Below are 25,691 nucleotides of genomic sequence, written 5' to 3' on the forward strand. Positions count from 1 at the left end.
TAACTTAATCAAATTAAATCTTCGCAGGTTACACAGCCGACTTCTCCCATGACGTCAAACCCAGAGCTCCGCTCCGAGCGGCCCGAACATGAGGCACTGCATGCCCTGCCCGACCAGATCCGGGCCTGGGCCAGCGAGCTCGGCTTTGCCGACGCCGGTATCACCTGCGCTGATACCGGGCCCCACGCCGAACGCCTGCAACAGTGGCTGAAAGCCGGCTACCATGGCGACATGGCGTATATGGCAGACCACGGCGACAAACGCTACACCCCCGACTCACTGGTGCCCGGTACCACCCGCGTTATCTCAGTACGGATGGATTACCTGCCCGCTCCGGACAATCCGAAGCAGGTACTGACTAACCGCGAAACCGCCTACGTGACTCGTTACGCCCTGGGCCGGGATTACCACAAACTGATGCGCAAACGGCTGGCCACCCTGGCGGCAAAGATTGATTCCGCGGTCAGCGGCTACGACTACCGAGCCTTCGTAGACAGCGCACCGGTTCTGGAACGCGGGCTCGCCCAGCGGGCTGGGCTGGGCTGGATTGGCAAGAACAACATGCTGATTCACCCCAAAGCCGGTTCATTCTTCTTTCTGGGTGAAATCTTTACCAGCGCTCCGCTGCCGGTGGACGAAGCCTTTGACAGCCAGCATTGTGGCTCCTGCTCCGCCTGCCTGGAGGTATGCCCTACCGACGCCTTCGTTGGCGCTCACTTACTGGATGCCCGCCGCTGCATCAGCTATCTCACCATTGAACTCAAGGGGCCCATTCCGGAAGAGCTGCGGTCAAAGATGGGCAATCGGGTATTCGGCTGCGACGACTGCCAGCTGGTTTGCCCCTGGAACAAATTCAACAAACCGACCCGGGAAAACGACTTTCAGCCCCGGCATGGCCTCGACAATAGCAGCCTGGCCGAGCTTTTTCTGTGGACGGAGGACGAGTTCCTGAAGCGCACCGAAGGCTCGGCCATCCGCCGAACCGGTTATGAAAACTGGCTACGCAACCTGGCGGTCGGGCTGGGCAACGCCCCGAGCACCATTCCGGTGATCGAGGCACTGAAACAGCGGGCCGACCACCCTTCCGCGCTGGTGCGGGAGCATGTGGCCTGGGCGCTACAGCAGCACGGCATTACAGCTTGAAAAAGGTCTCCCGGTAGTGGCGAAGTTCGTCGATGGAATCGCGAATGTCGTCCAGGGCCAGGTGGCTGCCTTTCTTTTTCACGCCATCAAGTACATCCGGGCGCCAGCGGCGGGCGAGTTCCTTGATGGTGGAGACATCCAGGTTACGATAATGGAAGAAGGCTTCCAGCTCGGGCATATACTTCACCAGGAAGCGGCGATCCTGGCCGATGCTGTTACCACACAGCGGTGATTCGCCGGCGGACAGGTACTGTTTCAGGAAGGCCAGGGTTTCTTGCTCCGCTTCGGCTTCGGAGGTTTTGCTATCTTTCACCCGCTGGGTCAGGCCGCTGGCGCCATGGGTGTTGGTGCACCATTCGTCCATGGCATCCAGCAGGCTGTCTGGTTGGTGAATGGCAATTACCGGGCCTTCAGCCACCAGGTTCAATTCTGAATCGGTAATTATCGTGGCCATTTCGATGATCCGCTCTTTCTCCGGATCCAGGCCGGTCATTTCCAGGTCTATCCATACCAGTCGGTTGTGGTCGGGCATTCGTCTTGACACCTATGCGGTTTTGGTTGGGTGTTGTCGCGGATGTGGGGTGGTGTTCCGAAAAACGCTCCTTCGGCACATCCATGTGGCACTTCGGCTCCGCCATCCATGGCTCCGCAGATTTTCGGAACACCACCCCACACCCGCTTTTCAAACCTGGCGCCTGCCGCTGTTCCTCTGTGTCGCAATTCCGTGGAAATCTGCACATGGTATCTGTGCGGGCATTGGGAGGTCTTTCCGGGAGTGTCTGAAGCCATGGATGGCTTCAGTCAAGCGCACATGGATGTGCTCGTAGCGTCTCCCGGAAAGACCTCCCAATGCCTGCACTTGCACCAAGCCCAGAATCCACGAAACCAGAAGTAGAGGCAGGCACCAAAACTCTGCCTATTGTCCATGATTCACGTATCATGTGTCACACCACTTTCCCGGAACATTTGAGAGCCGATGGCCAAGAGAAAACTGAACAAACGCCAACAGTGGCGCATCGAGAAAATCCAGAAGGAACGCACCGAACGGCTGAACCGCAAGGAAAAAGCCGTGGAAGCGCAAGCCGAAGCCGGCGAACTGGGGCCTGAACAGGAAGGCCTGGTGATTGCCCACTATGGCCAGCAACTGGATATCGAAGCGCTGGAAGGTGACGACACCGGGCGTGTTTTCCGGTGTTTTGTTCGAGCCAACATCGACAACCTGGTGACCGGTGACCGGGTGGTGTGGCGGCCCGGGAAAAGCGAGACCGGGGTGATCGTAGCCCGCTGTGAGCGCAACAACCTGCTGCAGCGGCCGGATAACTTCGGCGCCTTGAAGCCAGTGGCGGCGAATATCGATCATATTATCCTGGTGATTGCACCGGAGCCGGAACCCCACGACAACCTCATCGATCGCTACCTGGTGGCCTCGGAAAGCTCCGACATTCCGGCGGTTATCCTGCTGAACAAGACCGATCTTATTACCGACCAGAACCGGGCCCAGATTGATGCGCTGCTGGGTCGCTATGAAGCGCTTGGGTACCAGGTGGAGCGTACCTCTGCCACTGCCTGCGCCGGGCAGCCTGCGCCAGAGGTGGAGTCACTGGTCCGGGACAAAACCAGCGTTTTCGTGGGCCAGTCGGGGGTGGGCAAGTCATCCATCATCCAGACCTTGCTGCCGGATGAACTGCTCCGAGTGGGCGCGGTATCCGAAAGTACCGGCAAAGGCGTACACACCACAACCACGGCGAAGCTGTTTCACCTGCCGGGCGGCGGCGACCTGATTGATTCTCCGGGGATTCGGGAGTTCGGTTTGTGGCACATGACCCCACAGGAAGTGGAGTATGGTTTCCGGGAAATTCGGCCGCTGATCGGGCTTTGCAAGTTTCGCAACTGCCGCCACATGGGAGACCCCGGCTGCGCGCTTGATGCGGCAGCAGAGGCCGGAACGGTGTCGAGGGAACGGCTGAAGAGTTTTCACCGGATTCTGCAAGATATGGCAGAACAACAGTCCCGGGGGCTGAGAATCACCTGAGGCAACAGCCCCGCGCACGGCGCCAGCGGAACGTTACCAGTTCAACTCTCCGGGCGCCGGTTCCGGCCGCTCCTCGAACCAGTCTCCCCGCTCCAGTTGCTCTCTCGCTTCCTGCTGCTGTTCTTCCGTCGGCTGGGTGAGGTCAATCAACGGCTGATCTGACCTGCCCGCGCCGGTTTCAATACTGTCAGCGGCTTTTTTGTTGAGCACGATGATCGAGATCCTGCGGTTCACCGGGGCTGTCGGGTTTTCCTTATCGAACAATACAGAATCACTCAGCCCCACCACCCGGGCAATCTGCTGAAGACGCACGCCGCCGGCAACCAGGGCTCGCCGGGCCGTGTTGGCACGGTCTGCCGACAGCTCCCAGTTGGTATAACCGGGCCGGCCAACAAATGGCGTGGCGTCGGTGTGTCCGGTAATGCTGAGTTTGTTATTGACCGAACCGAGAGTTCGGGCCAGCTCAAACAGAATGTCCTGGGAATAGTATTTGAGTTCAGCACGCCCACTGTCGAACATCGGGCGGCCAGAGCGATCAACAATCTGGATTCTCAGCCCCTCATCGGTGATGTCGATCAGCAATTGATCCTTGAATTCCTGCAAGGTCTCGCTTTGCTCAATCCGCTCCTGGAGCTCCTGGAACAGCTGTTCCATGCGACGCTGTTCGAGCGTGTCAGCCAGTTGGTCAACCACTTCGTCCTGGATCTGGACAGGGCTTGATTCGATGTCCTGGGTCGCTTCGTTGATAACCGATGCACTACCCCCCAGGTCCACCGGGCTGCGAGCACCGCCTTCCATGAAACCGACAGGGTCTTTGAAATACCCCTCAACCGCCAGTTTCTGTTCGGGAGACGCTGTGGCCGTAAGCCAGAGAACCAGAAAGAACGCCATCATGGCGGTGGCAAAGTCTGCAAAGGCCACCTTCCAGGAGCCACCGTGATGGCCCCCGACCACTTTTTTCTTGCGTTTGATGATGATCGGCTGTTCTTCCACAACTCAACTCCGGGCGATTGGGACGCAGCTCGTCACTTCGAACGAACGTGGTCGTTGAGTTCCTGGAAACCAGGTCGTTTATCCGTGGGTAACGACTTGCGGCCGAATTCAATGGCCATCTGGGGCGCCTGACCAGACACCGTCGCAACGATAGCCGATTTCACACATTCATAAGCCTTCAGCTCGTACTTGGCTGAGTGTTCCATGGAAATCGACATGGGGCCGACAAAGCCATAACCCATCCAGATACCCAAGAACGTACCGACCAGAGCCGCTGCCACACTCAGGCCGATTTTCTCAGGCCCCTCGGTGAGAAAGTTCATGGTGATGACAATACCCAGTACCGCCGCCACGATACCAAGGCCCGGCAAGGCGTCGGCAATCTTGTTGACCGCGTGAGCGGGCTCTTCCAGCTCATGCTGACGACTATCGATCTCGTTTTCCATCATGCCTTCCAGCTCATGGGGCGCCATGTTGCCGGAACTGATAATGCGAAGGTAGTCGGTGATGAAATCCAGAAGATCGCGGGATTTCATGATGGCCGGGTAACGGGTGAAGATCTGGCTGTTTTCCGGGTTGTCGATGTCCTCCTCAATGGCCATGACCCCCTGCTTCCGAGATTTGTCGAACACTTCATATAGCAGGCTGAGCAAATCCATATAGTAGGACTTGTTGAACGGCGAGCCGGTCAGCAACCGCATGAAACCCTGCCCTACCTCTTTCACCGTGTGCATGGGGTTGGCAATGATGAATGACCCAACCGCCGCGCCGCCGATGATCAAGATCTCGGTCGGCTGCCACAGCACCATCAAATGACCACCGTGCAGCACGTATCCGCCCAGCACACTTGCAACAACTATCACCGCACCAATAATCAGCAGCATGAAAAGATATACGCCTTTTGTTATCTCGTTAACGACCGAGGTCAGTCACGGGTTCTCCACCCCGACCGGGGCGAGCTGTGCCCTGATAATAGCAAGGCTCTGAACGAACAGCGAAGGCGTGAAACAATTTCTATACACGGGGCCGCTTTTGTTACACTGCCGCCTCTGTTCTTACCGAGACTTATTGATGTTTGACAAACTGTTCGTACTGAGCCAATACATTACGCCCCAACGCGCTGTCTCTCGCCTGGCAGGTCGCCTGGCCGACAGCACGAGCGCCCCGGCCATGAAAAACCGCGTTGTTAACTGGTTTATCGGCCGCTACGGCGTAAACATGAGCGAAGCAGCTGAGTCAGACCCTACCGTCTATCCATCGTTCAATGCGTTTTTTACCCGCGCCCTCAAACCCGGCGTGCGCACTGTGGCGGAAGGCAGCGATGTATTTGTCAGTCCGGTCGACGGTACCATCAGCCAACTCGGACAGATCAGTAACGACAGAGTTTTCCAGGCCAAGGGCCAGTCCTTCGGCCTGACGGAAATCCTCGGCGGTGACGACAGCCGGGCTGAGCCGTTCCGCCACGGGGAGTTCAGTACCATTTACCTGTCGCCCAAAGACTATCACCGCATTCATATGCCCATGGCCGGCACACTGCGGGAGATGGTCTATATTCCGGGCAAGTTCTTTTCGGTGAACCCGGTTACCGCAGCGCATGTTCCCAACCTGTTCGCCAGAAATGAACGTGTTGTCTGCATTTTCGATACCGAGGCAGGTCCCATGGCCCTGGTTCTGGTGGGTGCGATGATCGTAGGCAGCATGGAAACCACCTGGGCCGGCGTAATTGCGCCGGAACCTGCACAGATAACCCGCTGGGTTTATCGGGGCGAAGATGCGATCAGTTTTGAGAAAGGTGAGGAAATGGGCCGGTTCCGCCTGGGCTCCACGGTTGTCCTGGCAATGCCCAAGGGCGCGGTAACCTGGGATGCCAATCAGGTTCCTGGCAAAAGCGTGCGCATGGGCGAAGCGTTTGGCAGGGTAGGCAGCAACAACACCTGAGACCTGGCTCAGGCGCGCTCGACCGGAAACGCCAGCACGTCTTCTATCCGCCCGGCACCGGTTTTCAGCATCAGCAAGCGGTCCAACCCCAGGGCCACACCGGAACACTCGGGCAGCCCGGCGTCCAGGGCTGCCAGAAAACTCTGATCAACCGCCATTTCCGGCTTGCCCGCGGCTTTTCTTCGCCGGTTGTCCTGTTCGAACCGGGCTCGCTGCTCAACCGGATCGGTCAGCTCCCAGTAACCGTTGCACAACTCAAGCCCGTCGATGTAGAGCTCGAATCGATGCGCTACCGGGTAGCCATCGTCGTCTGAGACAACCCTGGCCAATGCTGCCTGGCTAGCCGGATACCGGGTAATGAACACCGGCCGGCCCCGCCCCAACAACGGCTCAACCTTGAAGCTCATCACCAGGTCCAGGCAATCATCACGCCCCATGCCGGCCAACTGCTCCGGCTCCAGCCATTGCTGACAGTACTGGTACAGGTCGTGATCCGTGATGGCCATCGGATCGATGCCGGCTAGCGTTTGCTGGGCCTCACGGTAGGTCAGCACATCCGGGCGATCACATCCCAGCCAGCCACACACCAGGTCAGCCACTTCGGCCATCATCGCCGTGTCGTCCAGGCCCACCCGGTACCATTCCAGCAACGAAAATTCGGGGTTATGGCGGCTACCACGCTCGCCATTACGAAACACCCGGGCAATCTGATAGATACATCCCGAGCCCGCCGCCAGCAGGCGTTTCATGTGATATTCAGGGGAGGTCTGCAACCAGCCGCCAGAAACTCCGGCAGCGTTGACGGCCGCCGCGATACCGTCGAGGTTGATATCGGTGACGCCATGCCGTCCGAGCACCGGCGTTTCGACCTCCAAAACACCCCGCTCTGCAAAAAAGCCGCGCACCCAGGCTAGCTGTTGTGCACGGCTTTTCAGATGCTCCCGCGAGGCAGAAGGCTGCCAGACAGGCTGATCGGTCATTGTCGGATCAGCTGCTCTTGACGCGGTTAACGTACTCGCCAGAGCGGGTGTCTACTTTCAACACCTCACCAATGGTGATGAACAAAGGCACGTTCACCACGGCACCGGTCGACAGTGTCGCCGGCTTGGAGCCGCCCTGGGCGGTATCTCCCTTCATGCCCGGGTCGGTATCCACCACTTCCAGCTCAACAAAGTTTGGCGGTGTGACCGTCAGCGGCGCGCCGTTGTACAGGGTCACGGTGTAAACATCCTGCTCTTTCAGCCACTTGACAGTGTCGCCCACGGCCTTGGCATCGGCAGCGTACTGTTCGAACGAGCCGTCGGTCAGCATGAAATGCCAGAACTCACCGTCGGTGTACAGGTATTCCATGTCCTGGTCCATCACGTCCGCGGCTTCCAGGCTCTCGCCGGATTTGAACGTACGCTCCCAGACCCGGTTGGTCATCAGGTTACGCAGTTTAACGCGGTTGAACGCCTGCCCCTTACCGGGCTTGACGAACTCGTTCTCCAGCATGATACAGGGGTCGCCATCCAGCAAAACTTTGAGACCGCTGCGAAATTCGTTGGTAGAATATGAAGCCATGAAATGTCCACCTGACAGACTGTCGTTAAAATTTCAAAGGTCGCTATGATACAGCGAACCCCTGCCCGTATAGAAGCCCGTAACGAAGAGCCATCGTTGATCGCTACCGAACCGCGTCGACAGCCCCACAATTGTGCTAAAGGCTGGCAACAGATTCTGGCAGAATCCGTTACCTGCCCGGAGCAGCTGCTTGGGCGTCTGAAGCTGCCGGCAGAGCCCTGGCTCACGGGTGCCAGCGCGGGCCACCACCTGTTTCCCGTGCGGGTGCCCGAGCCGTTCCTACGGCGAATGACTCCGGGTGACCCCAATGATCCCCTGTTGCGACAGGTACTGCCGCTGGCGGAAGAATCGCGACAACAAGCAGGGTATGTGCGCGATCCGCTGCAAGAGAACAACGCCATCCAGACCACAGGGCTGATCCGCAAGTACCAGAGCCGGGCACTGCTGATGGTAACGGGCCAGTGTGCAATCAACTGTCGCTACTGCTTTCGCCGCCACTTCCCCTATGAATCCCAGCGGCTCGGTCCGGACGACCGCCAGCAGGTTCTGGCGACCCTGAATGCCGCCCCCGAAATTAACGAAGTGATCTTCAGCGGTGGTGATCCACTGGCAGTGAATGATCGGCTACTGGCGCAATGGGCCGAAGCCCTGGCAGGCATACCGCATATCAAGCGCCTGCGAATACACAGCCGGCTACCGGTCGTTATTCCGCAACGGGTGTGCGACGCCCTGCTGGGCTGGCTTGGCAATTCGCCACTTCAGAAAATCCTCGTGGTGCATGTGAATCACCCGGCAGAGCTAGACTCAGACACACGAAAAGCCTTTGCGCGCCTTCGCGAAGTGGGGGTGACCCTGCTCAACCAGAGCGTGATCCTGAAAGGGGTCAATGACTCAGCCAGCATCCTGGCCCGGCTGAGTGAAGACCTGTTTGATTCGGGCGTTATGCCCTACTACCTGCACGCGTTTGATCCCGTTGCCGGCGCCCATCACTTTGATGTCAGCGACCAGGCGGCGGCAGCGCTGGTTCGGGCGCTTATGACGCGGCTGCCGGGTTTTCTGGTTCCAAGGCTGGTCAGGGAACTGCCCGGGGAAACCAGTAAAACCCCTGTTTTCACAGGCGATAATCAGGCCAACATCAGCGTAACGTGAGACATGTCGCAAAAGCGGTCCCACTTACACTTGTCAAAGATTGTCAACTCATGATCTTCTCGCTTTTTGTTATTGGTTTGCTATCTTAAAGTTCTATAGGTAAAGACAATAAAAGCATGTATTTTCGACACTTTCGGTCGATACATACTCAAAGCGACTCAAACACTGGCGTGAGATCATGGAAGGCAATATTCTGAAACCTGAACTGAAGGTTCCTGAACAGAAAACCGCAAGCCTGTCGTTTTGCGATACGACACCCAAGGCCTTTCGTCTGTGGATTGACCAGCTACCGATGGCCAACATCGGTGAGGCATCCCGCCAGCTTTACCATGCGATTATTGAACTGAACCACCTGTTTCTGGCGCCGCAGCAACGAATGCAGTTCCTTGAGCTGGTTCGCGAGAAAATTCATTTTGTCTGCAACGAGTTGTCACGCCACTTTCTGGGCCTGGCCATCGCCCTGCCCGAGAAGCAGCGCAAGATTGCCAACCTGGCCCAGGCCCTCCAGTTGCACCTGGCCAGCGGCTATAAACTGTGTGTGCTGGAATATCTGGATAACGGCGGTCTGGAAAAAAATCGCCGCCACGTTGCCGCCGCCGTTCACCGCGCCATATCCGAGCTGGGCGCCACGATTGTCCGTTCGCATCAGCTCTACTGCCCAAGCCCGGCCCTGAGCTGGCTGGAGTGCCACCGTCTGTACCGGTTTGCGCATCGGAACAAACTGGCCGCACTGGAAATCGATGACGACACCCTGACCCATCGCCGCGCCAGTACTGTGGCCGACAGCTACAAACGCATTCTCCTGCTGGGCTGCGCCCGCCCCAATCAACTGCGTCAGGCCGAGTTGACTCAGGTTTACGAGCTGTTCGAGTCCTGGACCGAGTTCTGCCAGTGCGGCCCGGACATTGGAACTGACAGCCTGTTCGTGATCAACATGGAGCTGGACAACCCGCCAGTCTACCGGAGCTTGCTGGAAAACAAACCGGGGGACGAAAGCTTCGGTTTTGACACCAAAGATCTTTCCACGCAGCTGGCCGAGGTGCTGCACGCCAGGCGCAGCCACGAGAAAGATGCTACGCGGCTACAGGTATCGCCCAAAATCAGCGACACCCTGCTGACACATCTCAGCCAGGCGCTGGGTATTCTGGCCAAGCGGAATTTCAACCGCATTTCCAGCCAGGGCACGCTGGAGGTCTGCGTCGGCCTGACGGCCACCCACTATTTCGTAGCTGGTGAAAAGACCTTTGCCGAGTTCCTGAACGGTAACGAAACCATTGATCCCGAGCAGGAAAACCGGTTTATCCGCAATGCCAACCGGAACACGGACGCCTGGGCCGGAGCCCACGACGCGGGCCCAAGTGAAGACAGGCTGCACGCGGCCGATGCACCGATCAACTTCAAGTCGGGTACCGGGGCCGCCATACCCACGGGACAGGAGAAGAGCCGCCCCCGCTCCCATCATGCCCTGCTGATCAACACCAGCCCGGGTGGCTACTGTGTTGCCTGGGAAACCAATGTACCAGCCTCGCTGCAGGCGGGTGAGATTCTTGGGGTACGTGAACAGAAATCCCACCCCTGGAGCATCGCCGTGGTGCGCTGGCTGCGTCAGGTCCGGAATCAGGGCACCCAGATCGGCATTGAGCTGCTGGCCCCAAGCGCCGCACCGTGCGGGGTAAGGCTGATCCAGAAGGTGGGCAACAGCAGCGAATACCTCCGGGGGCTGCTACTGCCGGAGATCAGTGTGGTTAATCAGGCCGCTACCCTCATAACCCCGAGACTGCCCTTCCAGAGTGGCAGTCGCATCTCATTGCTGCACGATGGCCGGGAAGATCAGGGGCAGTTGCTCAAGAAGGTCTCTGCCACCGGCAGCATCAGCCAGTTTGAACTGAAACTGCAGAATCCGGCGGCCCTGGCCAGTCCGAATGGCGCCCCGCCATCAACGCCCGGCGCCACGGAAGACGAATTCGACTCCCTGTGGCCATCACTGTAACGCCAAAGGTCGGAAAGACTGTGAACCACGGCTACTGCCAGGGTTGTTATTGATCGCCAACCCCTGCATCATTCAGCGGAAGTGACCGTATCCATGAGAAGTCTTACGAATGCAGAAAAAAAACGCGACCGTACACCTGCTGATTCTTGATCCATCTCAAAATGATGCTGAATCCATGGTCAGCCTGCTCCGCAACTCGGGCAAGGCCACCCGGGCACACCGTATAACCTCGGAAGAAGATCTGGAAGAAGCCCTGAAAACCAGTAACTGGGACCTACTGTTGGCCCGGGACCTGGAGCAGGAGTTCGGGCCGGATGACGCTCTGGCCATGGTCAAGCGCATGGACAAGGACATCCCCTTCGTTCTCCTGACCGAGGAAGTCAGCCGGGAAAGAACGGTGAACATTATCCGGGCCGGCGGACAGGATGCTGTGCCGTTCGAGTACAAGGATCTGCTCGTGCTGGTGGTGAAACGCGAATTGGCCGCCCTGGAAGAGCGCCGCCGTCGTCGGGTTCTGGAATCCCACCTGCGTGAGGCCGAACAGCGCTGCCAGCTGCTTCTGGAAAGCTCCAAGGACGCCATCGCCTACATCAACGATGGTATGCACATCTATGCCAACCAGTCCTACATGGAGTTCCTGGGCTACGACGACATTGATGACCTTATCTGCATCCCGGTTCTCGATACCCTGACCCCGGAAAGCCAGGACAAGTACAAAGACTTCATGAAGGCCTTTGCCGATGATGGCAAGGACGGCATGACCCTGAACTGCACCGCACGCCGCAGCGACGATCAGGAATTGAACGTAACCATGTCTGTCTCTGCCGCCACTTATGATGGCGAAGCCTGCACGCAGATCGTATTGCAGCCGGAACACAGCGATGCCGAGCTGGAAGAAAAGCTCAAACAGATCAGCAGCCAGGATCTGCTCACGGGCCTGTATAACCGTCAATACCTGATGGACGCTCTGGCCCAGGCCATTGCCAATGCCGGCAAGAACAACCAGACCGGCGCCCTGGCCTACATCGCCCTGGACAACTTCATAAGCATGAAGGGCCAGGTCGGTATCGCCGGTGCCGATCTGTTGCTGGGTGATCTGGCCTCGCTGCTAAAAGAACAGGCCGGCGAGGAAGTGACGCTGGCCAGGCTGAGCGATGATGCCTTCTGCCTGATGTGCCTGCCCTGCGATGAGAAACATATGGAAGGCATTGCTGAGCGGGTCCGCAAAGCGGTTGAAGATCATCTGTTCGACATCAACGGCAAGACAGTACCGCTGACAGTGTCCATCGGCATAGCCGCGATCACGGAGAATTCGCCCAAGGCAGAGGAACTGATGGGGCGTGCCCATACCGCCTCCGCCGAGGTGAAGAAGCTCGAGGGCCATGAACGGGGTAACGGGATCGTGGTCTATAATCCCGCCCAGTACGAAAGCCTGGATGAAAGCAACTCGGTTGAGGCTATCCTCAAGGCCCTGGACGACAACCGCTTCCGGCTGCTGTTCCAGCCTATCATCAACCTGCGGGGTGAGGGCGAAGAGCATTACGAGGCCTTCGTTCGCATGCTCGACAAAGACAACGAGGAAGTCTCTCCCTACGACTTCCTGCCCCCCATGGGGCCGAGCGATACGGCCATCAAGATTGACCGCTGGGTGATCCTGCAAACCATCAAACAGCTGGCAAGCCACCGGTCACGGGGTCATGACACCAGGCTGTTCCTGAACATCACCGCCGAGACACTGCAGGACAAAACCTTTACGCCCTGGCTCAGCGTTGCCCTCAAGGCGGCTCGCCTGCCGGGAGACTCACTGATTTTCCAGATCCGCGAAGGCGATGCCAACAACTACATGAAGCAGGCCAAGGAGTTCACCAAAGCGGTACACGAACTTCACAGTAAGGTATCCATTGCCCAGTTTGGCTGCGCCCTGAATCCGTTCAACACGCTCAAGCACATTGACGCCGACTACGTGAAGATTGACGGCTCCTTCACGGAAGAAATCCAGAAGAGCGATGAAGCCAAGGAGCAGGTCAAGGAAATGGTCAAGAGCCTGCAGAATGCCGGCAAGCTCACCATCATACCGCTGGTAGAGAACGCCAGTGTACTGGCAACGCTGTGGCAGGCCGGGGTGAACTATATCCAGGGTTATTACCTGCAGGCACCAGTACCGGAGATGAACTACGACTTCGGGGACCACTGACCGGACGCCAATTCCGGATAGAGGAAAAAGGGGCGAGGTGTCAGAACCTCGCCCTTTTTGCATTCACAGGCTGCTGTTCTGGAGGGTCTGATTGGTATCACTTTCGCGAAAACCGATCAGGTACAGAATGGCGTCCAGGCCCAGGGTGGAAATGGAGTGCCGGGCCGATTCCTTGACCAGCGGCTTGGCACGGAAGGCCACGCCCAGGCCCGCCTGGCTCAGCATCGGCAAGTCGTTGGCACCATCACCCACGGCGATGACCTGCTCCCTTGAGATATGCTCTTTTTCGGCAATCTCGAGCAGCAGCTCGGCTTTGCGCTTGCCATCCACAATCTGGCCTTTGACCTGGCCGGTCACCTTGCCGTCGACAATGTCCAGTTCGTTGGCATACACGTAGTCAATGCCCAGTTTCTGCTGCAGGTGGCGGGCAAAGTAGGTAAAGCCGCCAGAGAGAATCGCGGTGCGGTAGCCCAGCGCTTTCAGGCTTCGGATCAGGTGCTCAGCCCCCTCTGTCATACGCAGCCGACCGGCAATACTTTCAAGCACCGACTCATCCAGGCCTTTGAGCAGCGCCAGTCGCTCGGCAAAGCTCTGGCTGAAGTCCAGCTCACCTTGCATGGCACGCTCGGTTATTTCCGCAACCTGCTCGCCCACGCCAGCCTCGTGGGCCAGCTCATCGATCACCTCGGCCTCAATCAGCGTGGAATCCATATCAAACACCACCAACCAGCGGTTTCGCCGGAAAATAGAGTCTTCCTGGAAGGCGATGTCCACGTTCATCTCACCGGCAATATGCAGGAAGTCCGCCCGAAGTTGTTCCAGGTCTGACGGCGTCCCCCGCACCGAAAACTCGACGCAGGCAATGCGGTTCTCCCCCTGATTGAGCGACGGGCGTGCAGAAAGGCGGGTAATGTTGTCAATGTTCAGCCCATGCCGGGCCGTAATGGCCGATACCCGGGCAATCTGTTCGGCCTTGATGTCACGGGATAGCAGGGTAACGATGTAGCAGGCCCGGTTACGCCCTTCGGCCCATGCCTGGTATTCCTCCACCGTGATGGGGGCAAAGCGCACCTGAAGGTCCAGGGCATGCAGTCGAAAAAGAACGTCACGGATCACCGGGGACGATTTCGACTCATCCGGGATCTCGATCAGTATGCCCCAGGTCAGGTGGTCGTGAATCACCGCCTGGCCAATATCCAGAATCCGGACATCGTACTGCCCCATGATCCCGGTGATCTCCGAGGTCAATCCGGGCTTATCTCGCCCGGACACATTTACCAGAACCAGCTCACTCACTGTCGGCGCCCTCCACGTCCTGAGCTTCTTCCTGGGCACGGGCCGCAGACGGAATCACATCAATGCCGTCTACCCGCTGGAGCCCTCTGGGCAATTTGTGACCACGCCGGCCACGCTCACCAAGATAATGCTCCAGATCTGCAAAACGCAGACCCAGTTTGCGTTTGCCGGCCTTCACCTCCAGTTGGTCTTCTTCACCGAAGACGGCGGCAGCCACCACATACTCCTCACGATTCTGAACGCGGGCAGAGGGAATGCTGATGATCTTGTTACCCTTACCCTTGGCCAGTTCCGGCAATTCGCTGAGCGGGAACACCAGCATCCGCCCCTCGTTGGATATAGCCGCCAGGTAAAGGGTTGTTGCTGTCTCTGGGATCAGCACAGGGGGCATGATTCGGGCCCCTTTGGGCACAGACACCACCGCCTTGCCAGCTCGATTCTTGCTGATCATGTCGTTCAACGAGGTCACGAAACCATAGCCGCCGTCGGTGACCAGCAGCGCTTTACGCTCCGGATTTCCCATCAGCAGGCCAGAGAAGGTCGCCCCGGACGGTGGGTTGATCCGGCCGGTAAGAGGCTCGCCCTGCCCTCGGGCAGACGGCAGACTGTGAGCCATGAGCGCATAGGCACGCCCAGTGCTGTCGAGGAATATGGCCTGCTGATTGTTTCTGCCCCTGGCAGCCAGCGCAAAGCGGTCGCCAGACTTGTAACTGAGCCCGGACGGATCAATGTCGTGCCCCTTGGCAGCCCGCACCCAGCCTTTCTCCGACAGCACCACAGTGACCGGGTCGTTGGACACCAGGTCAATCTCACTGAAGGCCTTGGCTTCTTCACGGGCGACGATCGGAGAACGGCGATCATCACCGTAGGTTTCGGCATCCTGCTGCAGTTCGGTCTTGATCAGCTCGCGCAGGCGGTCTTCCGAGCCCAGAATAGCTTGCAGTTCGTCCCGTTCCGCGGCCAGCTCGTCCTGCTCACCACGGATTTTCATTTCCTCGAGTTTTGCCAGGTGGCGCAGTTTCAGCTCAAGAATGGCTTCCGCCTGGTCGGCCGACAGGCCAAACCGGGACATCAGTACGGCCTTGGGCTTGTCTTCGGTACGAATGATCTCAATCACTTCATCGATGTTGAGATAGGCAATCAACAAGCCTTCAAGGAGGTGTAACCGGGCCAGAACCTTGTCCAGGCGATGTTGCAGACGGCGAGTAACCGTGGTTTTACGGAACGCCAGCCACTCGGTCAGAATCTGGCGAAGCCCCTTCACACCCGGGCGGCCGTCATTACCAATAACGTTGATGTTAACCCGGTAGGTTTTCTCCAGATCGGTGCTGGCAAACAGGTGCGCCATCAAACCATCCAGATCCACCCGGTTGGACCGGGGCACGATCACCAGACGAGTGGGGTTCTCATGGTCGGATTCGTCACGCAGGTCCGCCACCATGGGCAGTTTCTTGCCCTGCATCTGCTGGGCAATCTGCTCCAGCACCCGGTTACCGGATACCTGATGTGGCAGATCGGTAATCACGATCTCGCCACTTTCACGAACCCAGCGCGCTCTCATACGCAGAGAGCCGCGGCCGGTTTCATAGATCTGCATCAGATCCTTGCGGGGGGTAATAATTTCCGCATAGGTGGGAAAATCCGGCCCCTTGATGTGTTCACAGAGCTGGTCAACGGTGGCTTCCGGGTCATCCAGCAAGCGAATGCAGGCGGCGGTGACCTCTCGCACGTTGTGCGGCGGAATATCGGTGGCCATGCCCACGGCAATGCCGGTGGTGCCGTTCAGCAGGACATGAGGCAACCGGGCTGGCAGAACGGACGGCTCCTCCATGGTGCCATCAAAGTTCGGCGCCCAGTCCACGGTTCCCTGCCCCAACTCACCCAGAAGAACATCGGCAAAGGCAGCCAAGCGGGATTCGGTGTAACGCATGGCGGCGAACGATTTCGGGTCGTCCGGCGAGCCCCAGTTACCTTGACCATCCACCAACGGGTAGCGATAGGAGAACGGCTGCGCCATCAGCACCATGGCTTCATAGCAGGCGCTGTCACCATGGGGGTGGAACTTACCCAGCACATCACCAACGGTACGGGCAGATTTCTTGTACTTGGAGGTGGATTTCAGCCCCAGCTCCGACATGGCATAAACAATCCGACGCTGCACCGGCTTGAGCCCATCCCCTACGTTGGGCAATGCACGGTCCAGGATCACGTACATGGAGTAGTCGAGGTAGGCCTTCTCGGTATAATCCCGTAGCGATACCCTTTCGAAACCTTCATCCGTTGTCTGAAACTCTGGCATAGATGCCTCTTTGCCTTAACTGCCTGTTTTGAAATGCGGCTTTGATGCAGCCCCGATAACCCGGCACAAACACCGGGCAATGTGGCGCACATTATATGGACGCAAGCAACGATACACCAATTTCCAATAGCGGAATTCCCGCATGGAGAGTCTGTAAGGTGCACCGTATTCTCGCCACAGTGAATAGAAAGCCGTTTTATCCCCTGACAAGCGGAAACCTATGAAACCCAATCTCAAAGCCTGCGGGCACGCCCTGGTGACAGCCTTGGTGAACGCCACCCTGGCCGTCGCGCTGATGCTGCTGGTGGAATTCGCCATCAGTGGATCATTCCAGATGCCGGAGCCTTACCTTTGGGCCGGTCTGGTCATCGGCGTTGTCATCTTTATCGCCCAGTTCTGGCGCCAACGGCATCTGTGCCGAACCAGTGAACAATCCGGCAACGTGCAACAACCCTGATTCGTCATCAAATCCTGAGCTAAATCAAGATTCCACCCTCATGTTCAGGGTGACAACGCCCCACCCCCTGCTACGCTTAGCCTCTAGAGCAACAACAATAATCTGGAGGCTGAATGAACGTTTTAAACAATCTGGGTTTGCGCACCAAGATCGCCCTGCCCTTTTTCATCACCGCTCTGGCATTGGTTGTCTCCGGTGGATTCGGCATGCTGACAGCCAAAAACCTGGTGGAAAGCACCGAAGATATTGCCGTCACCTTCCTGCCTTCCGTTGCCGAAATCCTCAACGGTGACCGTGACCTGTATCAGGCTTTAGTTGCTCAGATGATGGTGGTCGACCAGACCCTGAATGGTGAAGACACAACAGACGCCATCGCAGATTTCGAGGAGAACGTGGAGCAGGCACGCCGGCGTTTTACCGACAGCGTAGCGCGGCTCCGAGGCACAGGGATCAGCTCTGTGACCGGAGGCTTTGACCAGGCCTTTGACCAATGGGAGCGCTCTGCGCGCCAGGTTCTGGCACTGGCAGAGCGGGGGGACGGAACACAAGCCAGAAACCTTGCCGCCACAGAAACCATCGGGCTCTTCCAGCGGCTACGGGCCTTCTACGACAGAGCCGAAGGCCACGCGGATGAACAGGCCCAGAGTCGCTATTCCGAAGCCCGCGCCGAAGGCACTTCCAGCACCGTAACCATTACCGTTATCACGGTCGCGGCCATCGTTATCAGTATTGCCCTGTTCCTGATTTTCCTCAGACTGATCATCCGATCCATTCAAGCCCTGCGCAGCCAGCTCGATAATATTGCCCAGGGTGAAGGCGACCTGACCCAACGAATACCGGTGGCCGTGGAGGACGATCTGGGGCAACTGGCCAGGAGTTTCAATCAGGTACTGGAGAACCTTCAGGGCATGATCGGCTCAATACAGACCCTGAGCCGGGATCTGGGCCAGGGCGCCACTGAACTGGCGTCTGCTGCGCGGGACAACAACGAGGGCGTTACCCGACAGACCGATTCGATAACCATGGTGGCAACGGCCATCAATGAGATGCAAAGCGCGATCGAAGAAGTTGCCGGGAATGCCTCAAGGGCGGCCGAGATCACCCGGGAAGCAGACCTCAAGGGGCAGAACAGTGCCGAAATCATCCGGAATTCATCCAGGCAGGTGCACCGGCTGGCGGCCCAGATCTCCAAGGCGGTTGGTGTGATCCGCAAGCTATCTGATGATTCTGACAACATCACCTCGGTTCTGGATGTGATTCGCGGTATCGCCGAACAAACCAACCTGCTGGCCCTGAACGCTGCCATTGAAGCCGCAAGAGCCGGTGAGCAAGGCCGGGGCTTTGCGGTGGTGGCGGATGAGGTGCGAACGCTCGCCCAACGCACACAACAGTCCACCGAGGATATTCAGACCATGATCACAGCACTGCAGACTGGCGTTTCGGATGTGGTCAATGTGATGGAAACCGGCAGTAAAGAAGCAGCTGAGACGGAAAAACTGGCCACCGAAGCGGAGCAGGAACTGCAAGCCATTCTGGAGGCGATCTCCAATATCACCGATGTAAACACCAGCGTGGCATCGGCCACCGAAGAACAAACCCAGGTTGTGGACGAGATCAATCGCAGCATTACCGACATTAACGACCTGGCCGCAGCCAGCGCTGAGCGCTCTCGTGCCATCGATGGGATCAGCAAGTCACTTAAGGACTATGCTTCAGAACTGGAGCAACAGACAGGCAGGTTCCGGGTTTAACCCCGGAACCTGAGACAGAGTTTTCAATCAGGATTACTGACGAATGCCTTCGATGGAGATCTTGATTTCAACGGTTTCAGAGGCTTCACCCAGATCCATCGGAATACCGAAATCCTTCAGACGAAATTCGGTCTCGGCCTCAAAGCCCATACGGTAGCCGCCCCAGGGGTCTTCACCGTGGCCAAGCATTTCGGCTTCCAGGGTGATCTCACGGGTCACGCCGCGCAGGGTGAAGTCGCCGATGATATCAGCCTCGCCGTCGTCATCCACAACCACCCGCTTGCTTTTGAAGGTGGCCTGCGGGAACTCACTCACGTGCAGAAAGTCCTTGCTGCGCAAATGCTTGTCGCGCTCGGCGTGGTTGGAGTCCACACTGGCCGTGTCGATTGTAACGGTGACCGTGCTGTTCTCCGGGTTCTCGGCGTCGTAGACAAATTCGCCGTCGAAGTCGTTGAACCGGCCATACAGCCAGCTGTAGCCAAGATGGGAAATCTTGAAGGTGATGAACTGGTGGGCGCCCTCTTTATCAAAGGCATAGGTGCCGCTGTGTTCGCTGGCATTGGCAGTGCCAATCAGTGCCACTGAAACGGCGGATGCGAGCAAGAGTTTTTTCATGGTCTTCTCCCTGAGTGAGTCATGGTTATCGTTTCGGTCTTCGGATCTGCGTCAACCGCGGCCAAGCATGCGCCTGAGCGTGGCATCCCGATCAATAAAATGGTGTTTCAAGGCCGCCAGGGCATGCAGCCCGGCCAGCCCGACCAGTGCCCAGGTGCTCCAGTAATGGACCGCACCCGCGGTGTCCTCCATCCCCCTGATCCGACCGGTGACTGAAGGCACCTCAAACCAGCCAAATACGCTGATGGACGAGCCATCGGCCGTGGTAATCAGGTATCCACTGATCATGGCTACGAACAGAAGCAGATAGAGCAACCCATGGGCCCCGTGGGCGGCAATCACTTCCCACCGCTGGTGCTCAGGCAGCGGCCTGGGAGGCGGAGTCACAACTCGCCACAACAGCCGGGCCACCACCACTATGAACAACAGGATGCCAATGCTCCGGTGAATGTGTGGGCCCTGTCGGTACCAGGGGTCATAGTAGGACAGTTCCACCATCCACCAGCCGAGCCCGAACAGGCCAATGACCGCCAGCGCCACCAGCCAGTGCAAACTGACAGCGATCAGACCGTAGGCGGTGTTGGTATTTCGTAATTTCATGATTTGGGAAATCCTCCATCCCTGGACTGAGCCACCCTGTGCGACTGATACGTTTAGGTCAGTCTAGGCCCCGAACTGCCGGGTGAAAATCAAAATATTCTGCCGGGATGCATCAAATTATCTGATCAAGTCTCTGGCGGACACCAGGGTTGGCACTGGCCACTTTGGTCGAATACGGGTTCTACGGATTGTGCAAATTCACAGCAACGCTAAACTTCTCACATACTTTAATTCGCCCCGTCGGGGGCCTCAGTGACCGAGAGGAAACGACATGGAACTGGAATTCGACGAATCCGTAGTAGTACCCAGCAACAATTAATATGCTCCATTCTGAACCCCCGGCCTGCCGGGGGTTCTGCTCTCCAAAGCCCCGCCCCGAATTCCCCATACCAACACAAAGTCACAAACTGTTTCGAGTTTTACCGGTTAAACAGTGGTAATGATTCCTGTTTTTTGGCAATCTGCGCTTTAGCTAAACAGTTAACGCCTTGAAATACAGGCAAACGTGCCAGGGATGTGGGCACTCTGGCTAACAGTTCAGTGGTCAGCACCACAACTGCTGCTCCTGATGCGTTCGTTAAACGGTTCAGACTCGCCTATGTCCCACAGCCTTACCGATATCCTGCCAGCGCCAGAACTGGACCTGCTCTCGCCCATGCTCACTCAGCAAGGAGAGACCTGGACAGCCGATTTCAGAGGGCTAAAGCTCAGAACCGCCCTGCAACCGATTTACAGCATCTCCCACAAACGGACCGTTGGTTATGAGGCCCTGATCCGGGCGTTCGACAACGACAACGCGGCTGTACTTCCCAACCACCTGTTTGAACTTCCGGACACCGACGCTGAAAACCTGCTGCTGGACCGGCTGTGTCGGTACCTGCATATCCGTAACTACAGCGGCATAAAAGATCAGCTGAACTGGCTGTTCCTGAACGTATCCCCCCGGGTGGTGACCAGTGGCAGCCAGTCGGATTCGTTCTTTGGGGCGCTTCTGAAAAAAACCGGGCTACCACCCCATCGAATTGTGATGGAGATTGTTGAGCAGCCCACAGACGATGCTGAGAGACTGAAAGATACCGTCGCCTACTACCGGAAACTTGGCTGCCTCACCGCGATCGATGATTTTGGCGCTGGCCACTCGAATTTCGAGCGAATCTGGAACCTGTCGCCAGATATCGTCAAACTGGATCGTACGCTGCTGACCCGCGCCACTGACGATCAGCGGGCACGGCAGATTCTGAATGGCATGGTGTCACTGCTTCACCAGTCGGGATGCCTGGTACTACTGGAAGGCGTGGAAACCCGTGATCAGGCCATGATAGCCATCGATGCTGGTGTGGACTTTGTACAGGGATTCTATTTCCGGCGCCCTTGCCTTGAACTCGGGGAACTGCCCCACACGCCCGCAGACCTCGAAGAATTACTTCAGGAATACAAGAAGCGCAAACAGATCACCCAGGACCCCACACAGCAACTGGTCAACTATTTCAACGGGCCGTTCCGGCGGGCCATTGAACGACTGCAGGACGGCAGCCTGATGTCACAGGCCTGCTTTGAACTGCTGAACCACCCCGCCGTATCCCGCTGCTATCTCGCGGATGACAAGGGCATCCAGATTGAAGACACCCTGGTCTCCGACTCCGCCATTGAGAAGCGGGACCCCCGTTTCCGGCCGCTGGAGAACACCACCAGCGCCGACTGGTTCCGCCAGCAATACCTGCGCCAGGCCCTGGCTCAGCCTGAGAACCTGCACGTTACAACACCCTACCTGTGCGTAACCGGCGCCTATATGTGCGTCACCCTGTCACTGGCCTACCAGCATAAGGGGCGTTTGCAGGTTTTGTGCTGCGATATCCTCGCCAACCCCCATCAAACACCGTAAACCACAGAAATAACGCCAACCGTCACCAGGCCGATAAAGACATTCATCGGCAAACCAACCCGGATAAAATCGCTGAAACGGTAGCCTCCCGGCCCGAACACCATCATGTTGGTCTGATAACCCAGTGGTGTGGCAAAGCTTGCCGAAGCGGCCATCATCACCGCAATGATAAACGGCTCGGAATCCACGCCCATCGCAGACGTGAGCGACAGCACCACCGGCACAATCAGGACGGCGGCTGCGTTATTGGTGATGACTTCCGTCAGCACTGACACCACCAGGTAAACCAGCAATAACGCCAGCAGGGTGTGGCCATCGCTCAGGCTGAACACCGCACCGGCCAGATAACTCGCCGCTCCGGTCTGTTCCAGCGCTCCGCCCATGGCAAAGGAAGCGGCGATCGTGAGAATCACCGGAACGTCTACCGCTTTCTGGGCCTGGCCAACCGTACAACAGCCGGAAAGGATCATCACGAATGCTCCTACCAGGGCAGCGTTGAGCATCGTCATGATGCCGCAGGCGGCAAGCCCGACCAACACCAGCAAAATGCCCCAGGACAACCAGGCCCGGTCGTGGCGCGGCGCTTCTGTCTCAAGGTCGTTGATCAGCAGGAAATCCTTGTTGTATCGCTGCCGGCTGACGAACGCCGGGCGCGCTTCCAGCAACAACACATCACCGGGTTTCAGGCGAATGTTGCCAAGGTTACCCGGCACCCGCTCACCTCCGCGTGCAACCGCCAGTACCACGGCACCGTACCGGTCCCGAAACCGGGCATCCCTGATAGTCTGGCCAAGCACATCTGACTGGGGCGACAACACCGCCTCCACCAAACGTCGTTCGGCTCGGTCCTTGCTGAGAGACGGCTCATCATCATGCACCGAAGGCACGATGCCGTTGATCCGCAACAGATCAGAAATTGCCTGGGTATCGCCGGCAAACACCAGGCGGTCACCGCCCCGAAGACGCTCTTCCGATGGCACCGCCGTCACCACGCTGCCATCCCGCTCAATTTCAACCAGGTAGAGTCGATCCAGCTCCCGCAGCCCGGCCTCACCTACGCTTTTGCCGACCAGCGGCCCCTCGAACGCGACCGCCACTTCCAGCGTAAACTCTTTGACCGAGCCGAACTTCTGCTGGTCTTTACGGTCTGGCAACATCCGCGGCAGTACCAGCAACATCACAGCAACCCCGATGATCGCAACCGGCAGCCCAACCTGGGTAATGGCGAAAATTGAAAAGCCTTCTTCACCGGTCAGCTGCTGGTACTGACCATTGACCACCAGGTTGGTACTGGTACCGATCAGGGTGAGCGTTCCGCCGAAAATGGCGGCATAGCTGAGGGGAATCATCAGCTTGGAAGGGGCAATTCCAATCTTGCGGGACCAGGCATGAACGGCCGGAATCATGGTGGCAACCACCGGCGTATTATTCAGGAAGCCACTGAGCAACGTGACTGGTAAGGCAATGCGGGCCTGGGCCCCGCGAACGGTTTTCGGGCTGCCGAGAATGTAGTGCACCAGGAGGTCAACACCCCCGGAATGGTGAACACCGGAGGCCACCACAAACAGGGCAACCACTGTGATCAGCCCCGGATTACTGAAGCCGGCAAGGGCCTGTTCCGGGCCGATGATACCGCTGGCACTCAGCACCACCAATGCCGCCATCATCACCAGATGCGGCGCAAAGCGGCCAGAGCTCATCAGTAACAGGGCGGCACCCGCCAACCCAAGGGAAAACCATCCGTGCCAGTCCATAACTCGGTTATTCCGGTTAGAAAACTGGCAGGATAGCGGCCCTCATCAATTCTGAGAAAGAATAAGTAATGATTTTTATAGCACTGCAGGGAATATCAAACCGCAATATCCGCCATATTGCCGTAGGCTTCCAGCCAAACCCGGCGGTCTGAAGCCCGCTTCTTGCCCAGCAACATGTCCATTCGCTCATCGGTGTCATCACCCTCTTCCAGGGTGAGCATCACCAGGCGGCGAGTGTCTGGCGCCATGGTGGTTTCGCGCAATTGCAGGGGATTCATCTCACCCAGGCCCTTGAAACGGGTCACCTGAACCTTGCCCTTCCGCTTCTCGGCTGCCAGGCGGTCGATAATACCCTGCTTTTCGTGCTCATCGAGGGCATAGAAGGTTTCCTTGCCCAGATCCACCCGGTACAGCGGCGGCATGGCGACAAATACATGGCCGGCAGAAACCAGTGGTCGGAAGTGCTTTACGAACAGCGCGCACAGCAAGGTGGCGATATGCAGGCCGTCGGAGTCGGCATCCGCCAGGATACAGACTTTGTTGTAGCGCAACCCGGTAAGATCCTCTGAGCCCGGATCAACACCGATGGCCACGGCAATGTCGTGAACTTCCTGGGAAGCCAGAATTTCACCGGAATCCACTTCCCAGGTATTCAGGATCTTGCCCCGCAGCGGCATCACCGCCTGGAATTCCCGGTCCCGGGCCTGCTTGGCGGAACCGCCAGCCGAATCACCTTCCACCAGGAACAGTTCTGAACGGGTGGTATCGGCACCGGAGCAATCAGCCAGTTTGCCGGGCAACGCCGGGCCGGAGGTCACCTTTTTGCGGGCCACCTTCTTGCTGGCCCGCAGCCGGCGCTGGGCATTACTGATAAACAGCTCAGCCAGGGCTTCAGCAATATCGGTGTGCTGGTTCAGCCACAGGCTGAAGGCGTCTTTCACCACGCCGGAGACAAACGCCGCCGCCTCACGGGACGACAGCCGCTCTTTGGTCTGGCCGGAGAACTGAGGCTCCTGCATCTTGAACGACAGCACATAGGCCACCCGCTCCCAGATATCCTCGGGCGACAGCTTGACCCCCCGGGGTAGCAGACTACGGAACTCACAGAATTCCCGCATGGCTTCCAGCAAGCCCGTGCGCAAGCCATTCACATGGGTACCGCCCTGGGCGGTGGGAATCAGGTTGACGTAGCTTTCCATGACGGCATCGCCGCCCTCCGGCAGCCACTGGATCGCCCAATCCACCGCTTCCTTATTACCGGAGAAACTGCCGGTGAAGGGCTCAAGCGGCACGGCTTCGATGTCTGCCAGGGCAGTACGCAGGTAGTCCCGCAAGCCGTCCTCATAGAACCACTCGTCTTTCTCGCCGGTTTTTTCCTGCAGGAATGTCACCATCAGGCCCGGGCACAGCACCGCCTTGGCCCGCAGGTTATGCCGCAGACGGCTGACGGAGAAATTGGGACTGTCGAAGTATTTCGGATCGGGGGTGAACTTCAGGCGGGTACCGGTATTGCGCTTGCCAACGGTATCGATCACTTCCAGCTCGGATGCCTTGTCGCCGTTAGCGAAGGTCATCCGGTGAACCTGTCCATCCCTACGGATGGTCACTTCCAGATGGGTAGACAGGGCATTCACCACAGACACACCCACACCATGCAAGCCGCCGGAGAAGTTGTAGTTGCCCTCGGAAAACTTACCACCGGCGTGCAGGCGGGAGAGGATCAGCTCAACCCCCGGAACGCCCTCTTCCTTGTGGATATCGACGGGCATACCGCGGCCATCGTCTTCCACACTCAGCGAGTTGTCACTGTGCAGGATGACATCAATCCGGCGGGCATGGCCGGCCAGCGCCTCGTCCACACTGTTGTCGATGACTTCCTGAGCCAGGTGGTTCGGCCTTGAGGTGTCCGTGTACATGCCTGGGCGTTTTCGCACCGGGTCAAGACCGCTCAGAACTTCAATGGCATCGGCGTTGTATTGTTGCTGGCTCATAGTAACGGCATGGCTCCGCAAGTGGTCGTTAAAGCTGAGCCATA

20 protein-coding genes are annotated in these 25,691 nt (G+C 57.9%); 9 read left to right on the top strand and 11 right to left on the bottom strand.

The window, feature by feature from the left end; translation table 11 throughout:
- The first annotated feature begins 48 nt into the window (after positions 1–48).
- Entirely contained in the window at positions 49–1,143 is a 1,095-nt protein-coding gene (queG, locus tag QUE75_RS13900; RefSeq protein WP_106694981.1) for a tRNA epoxyqueuosine(34) reductase QueG, read from the top strand.
- Here queG and orn read toward each other — a convergent pair.
- Positions 1,133–1,675: an oligoribonuclease gene (orn, locus tag QUE75_RS13905; protein ID WP_286251051.1), complete on the bottom strand. Its 543-nt coding sequence runs from the start codon at positions 1,673–1,675 to the stop codon at positions 1,133–1,135. The two genes, queG and orn, sit on opposite strands and share 11 nt — an antisense overlap.
- Positions 1,676–2,119: 444 nt before the next feature.
- Between orn and rsgA the strand changes: the two genes are divergently transcribed.
- The gene (gene rsgA, locus QUE75_RS13910) at positions 2,120–3,175 is read left to right on the top strand and encodes a small ribosomal subunit biogenesis GTPase RsgA (protein ID WP_061331584.1); all 1,056 of its coding nucleotides are present in this window, start codon (positions 2,120–2,122) and stop codon (positions 3,173–3,175) included.
- A gap of 33 nt (positions 3,176–3,208) precedes the next feature.
- Here the strand turns inward: rsgA and motB are convergent, their stop codons facing one another.
- Positions 3,209–4,168, bottom strand: coding sequence for a flagellar motor protein MotB (gene motB / locus QUE75_RS13915; protein ID WP_061331585.1), 960 nt, complete (start codon positions 4,166–4,168; stop codon positions 3,209–3,211).
- Positions 4,169–4,200: 32 nt separating this feature from the next.
- Positions 4,201–5,052, bottom strand: coding sequence for a flagellar motor stator protein MotA (motA, locus tag QUE75_RS13920; protein WP_061331586.1), 852 nt, complete (start codon positions 5,050–5,052; stop codon positions 4,201–4,203).
- A gap of 187 nt (positions 5,053–5,239) precedes the next feature.
- Here motA and asd point away from each other — a divergent pair, with 187 nt between their 5' ends.
- Complete coding sequence (asd, locus tag QUE75_RS13925; RefSeq protein WP_286251057.1) at positions 5,240–6,106, top strand: archaetidylserine decarboxylase; 867 nt, start codon at positions 5,240–5,242, stop codon at positions 6,104–6,106.
- An 8-nt stretch (positions 6,107–6,114) separates the two neighbouring features.
- Here asd and epmA read toward each other — a convergent pair whose 3' ends face one another.
- Both epmA and efp read right to left on the bottom strand, forming a co-directional pair.
- Complete coding sequence (gene epmA, locus QUE75_RS13930) at positions 6,115–7,086, bottom strand: EF-P lysine aminoacylase EpmA (RefSeq protein ID WP_286251059.1); 972 nt, start codon at positions 7,084–7,086, stop codon at positions 6,115–6,117.
- 7 nt (positions 7,087–7,093) lie between these two features.
- On the bottom strand, positions 7,094–7,669 hold the full coding sequence (efp, locus tag QUE75_RS13935) for an elongation factor P (RefSeq protein WP_058092083.1): 576 nt from the start codon (positions 7,667–7,669) through the stop codon (positions 7,094–7,096).
- Between the two features lie 45 nt (positions 7,670–7,714).
- On the opposite strand from efp, the gene epmB reads away from it, so the two are divergent.
- The 3 genes from epmB to QUE75_RS13950 all read left to right on the top strand — a co-directional run bounded on the left by epmB (position 7,715) and on the right by QUE75_RS13950 (position 13,002).
- Complete coding sequence (gene epmB / locus QUE75_RS13940) at positions 7,715–8,818, top strand: EF-P beta-lysylation protein EpmB (protein WP_230713074.1); 1,104 nt, start codon at positions 7,715–7,717, stop codon at positions 8,816–8,818.
- A gap of 178 nt (positions 8,819–8,996) precedes the next feature.
- Positions 8,997–10,808 (top strand): hypothetical protein, encoded by a 1,812-nt coding sequence (locus QUE75_RS13945; protein WP_058092085.1) that lies wholly within the window; start codon positions 8,997–8,999, stop codon positions 10,806–10,808.
- Between the two features lie 109 nt (positions 10,809–10,917).
- Complete coding sequence (locus tag QUE75_RS13950; protein ID WP_061331590.1) at positions 10,918–13,002, top strand: EAL domain-containing response regulator; 2,085 nt, start codon at positions 10,918–10,920, stop codon at positions 13,000–13,002.
- A gap of 63 nt (positions 13,003–13,065) precedes the next feature.
- On the opposite strand, the gene serB is transcribed toward QUE75_RS13950, so the two are convergent.
- Both serB and parC read right to left on the bottom strand, forming a co-directional pair.
- The gene (gene serB / locus QUE75_RS13955; protein ID WP_286251069.1) at positions 13,066–14,298 is read right to left on the bottom strand and encodes a phosphoserine phosphatase SerB; all 1,233 of its coding nucleotides are present in this window, start codon (positions 14,296–14,298) and stop codon (positions 13,066–13,068) included.
- Positions 14,291–16,597, bottom strand: a complete 2,307-nt coding sequence (gene parC, locus QUE75_RS13960) for a DNA topoisomerase IV subunit A (protein ID WP_106694978.1) — start codon at positions 16,595–16,597, stop codon at positions 14,291–14,293. The genes serB and parC overlap by 8 nt, the downstream gene beginning before the upstream one ends.
- Before the next feature lie 220 nt (positions 16,598–16,817).
- On the opposite strand from parC, the gene QUE75_RS13965 reads away from it, so the two are divergent.
- Positions 16,818–17,054: a hypothetical protein gene (locus tag QUE75_RS13965; protein ID WP_061331593.1), complete on the top strand. Its 237-nt coding sequence runs from the start codon at positions 16,818–16,820 to the stop codon at positions 17,052–17,054.
- Between the two features lie 113 nt (positions 17,055–17,167).
- Positions 17,168–18,805 (top strand): methyl-accepting chemotaxis protein, encoded by a 1,638-nt coding sequence (locus QUE75_RS13970; protein ID WP_286251073.1) that lies wholly within the window; start codon positions 17,168–17,170, stop codon positions 18,803–18,805.
- A 33-nt stretch (positions 18,806–18,838) separates the two neighbouring features.
- Here QUE75_RS13970 and QUE75_RS13975 read toward each other — a convergent pair whose 3' ends face one another.
- Together QUE75_RS13975 and QUE75_RS13980 are read right to left on the bottom strand one after the other, a co-directional pair.
- Positions 18,839–19,420, bottom strand: a complete 582-nt coding sequence (locus tag QUE75_RS13975; protein ID WP_106694976.1) for a YceI family protein — start codon at positions 19,418–19,420, stop codon at positions 18,839–18,841.
- A 51-nt stretch (positions 19,421–19,471) separates the two neighbouring features.
- Positions 19,472–20,020: a cytochrome b gene (locus tag QUE75_RS13980; RefSeq protein ID WP_061331596.1), complete on the bottom strand. Its 549-nt coding sequence runs from the start codon at positions 20,018–20,020 to the stop codon at positions 19,472–19,474.
- A 598-nt stretch (positions 20,021–20,618) separates the two neighbouring features.
- Here QUE75_RS13980 and QUE75_RS13985 point away from each other — a divergent pair.
- Positions 20,619–21,902, top strand: coding sequence for an EAL domain-containing protein (locus tag QUE75_RS13985; protein ID WP_061331597.1), 1,284 nt, complete (start codon positions 20,619–20,621; stop codon positions 21,900–21,902).
- Here QUE75_RS13985 and QUE75_RS13990 read toward each other — a convergent pair.
- Both QUE75_RS13990 and parE read right to left on the bottom strand, forming a co-directional pair.
- The gene (locus QUE75_RS13990; RefSeq protein WP_061331598.1) at positions 21,890–23,656 is read right to left on the bottom strand and encodes an SLC13 family permease; all 1,767 of its coding nucleotides are present in this window, start codon (positions 23,654–23,656) and stop codon (positions 21,890–21,892) included. The two genes, QUE75_RS13985 and QUE75_RS13990, sit on opposite strands and share 13 nt — an antisense overlap.
- Positions 23,657–23,751: 95 nt before the next feature.
- Entirely contained in the window at positions 23,752–25,647 is a 1,896-nt protein-coding gene (gene parE / locus QUE75_RS13995; RefSeq protein ID WP_061331599.1) for a DNA topoisomerase IV subunit B, read from the bottom strand.
- Positions 25,648–25,691 lie beyond the last annotated feature (44 nt).

Source organism: Marinobacter shengliensis (genome assembly GCF_030297115.1).
Classification (GTDB): Bacteria; Pseudomonadota; Gammaproteobacteria; order Pseudomonadales; family Oleiphilaceae; genus Marinobacter; species Marinobacter shengliensis.

Excerpts from the sequence above, each read along its gene's own strand:
- parE (WP_061331599.1), bottom strand. The coding sequence starts at position 25,647 with ATGAGCCAGCAACAATACAACGCCGATGCCATTGAAGTTCTGAGCGGT.
- QUE75_RS13990 (WP_061331598.1), bottom strand. The coding sequence starts at position 23,656 with ATGGACTGGCACGGATGGTTTTCCCTTGGGTTGGCGGGTGCCGCCCTG.
- QUE75_RS13985 (WP_061331597.1), top strand. The coding sequence starts at position 20,619 with ATGTCCCACAGCCTTACCGATATCCTGCCAGCGCCAGAACTGGACCTG.
- QUE75_RS13965 (WP_061331593.1), top strand. The coding sequence starts at position 16,818 with ATGAAACCCAATCTCAAAGCCTGCGGGCACGCCCTGGTGACAGCCTTG.
- epmA (WP_286251059.1), bottom strand. The coding sequence starts at position 7,086 with ATGACCGATCAGCCTGTCTGGCAGCCTTCTGCCTCGCGGGAGCATCTG.
- QUE75_RS13945 (WP_058092085.1), top strand. The coding sequence starts at position 8,997 with ATGGAAGGCAATATTCTGAAACCTGAACTGAAGGTTCCTGAACAGAAA.
- parC (WP_106694978.1), bottom strand. The coding sequence starts at position 16,597 with ATGCCAGAGTTTCAGACAACGGATGAAGGTTTCGAAAGGGTATCGCTA.
- QUE75_RS13975 (WP_106694976.1), bottom strand. The coding sequence starts at position 19,420 with ATGAAAAAACTCTTGCTCGCATCCGCCGTTTCAGTGGCACTGATTGGC.
- queG (WP_106694981.1), top strand. The coding sequence starts at position 49 with ATGACGTCAAACCCAGAGCTCCGCTCCGAGCGGCCCGAACATGAGGCA.
- QUE75_RS13970 (WP_286251073.1), top strand. The coding sequence starts at position 17,168 with ATGAACGTTTTAAACAATCTGGGTTTGCGCACCAAGATCGCCCTGCCC.
- orn (WP_286251051.1), bottom strand. The coding sequence starts at position 1,675 with ATGCCCGACCACAACCGACTGGTATGGATAGACCTGGAAATGACCGGC.
- motA (WP_061331586.1), bottom strand. The coding sequence starts at position 5,052 with ATGCTGCTGATTATTGGTGCGGTGATAGTTGTTGCAAGTGTGCTGGGC.
- efp (WP_058092083.1), bottom strand. The coding sequence starts at position 7,669 with ATGGCTTCATATTCTACCAACGAATTTCGCAGCGGTCTCAAAGTTTTG.
- asd (WP_286251057.1), top strand. The coding sequence starts at position 5,240 with ATGTTTGACAAACTGTTCGTACTGAGCCAATACATTACGCCCCAACGC.
- epmB (WP_230713074.1), top strand. The coding sequence starts at position 7,715 with ATGATACAGCGAACCCCTGCCCGTATAGAAGCCCGTAACGAAGAGCCA.
- QUE75_RS13950 (WP_061331590.1), top strand. The coding sequence starts at position 10,918 with ATGCAGAAAAAAAACGCGACCGTACACCTGCTGATTCTTGATCCATCT.
- QUE75_RS13980 (WP_061331596.1), bottom strand. The coding sequence starts at position 20,020 with ATGAAATTACGAAATACCAACACCGCCTACGGTCTGATCGCTGTCAGT.
- rsgA (WP_061331584.1), top strand. The coding sequence starts at position 2,120 with ATGGCCAAGAGAAAACTGAACAAACGCCAACAGTGGCGCATCGAGAAA.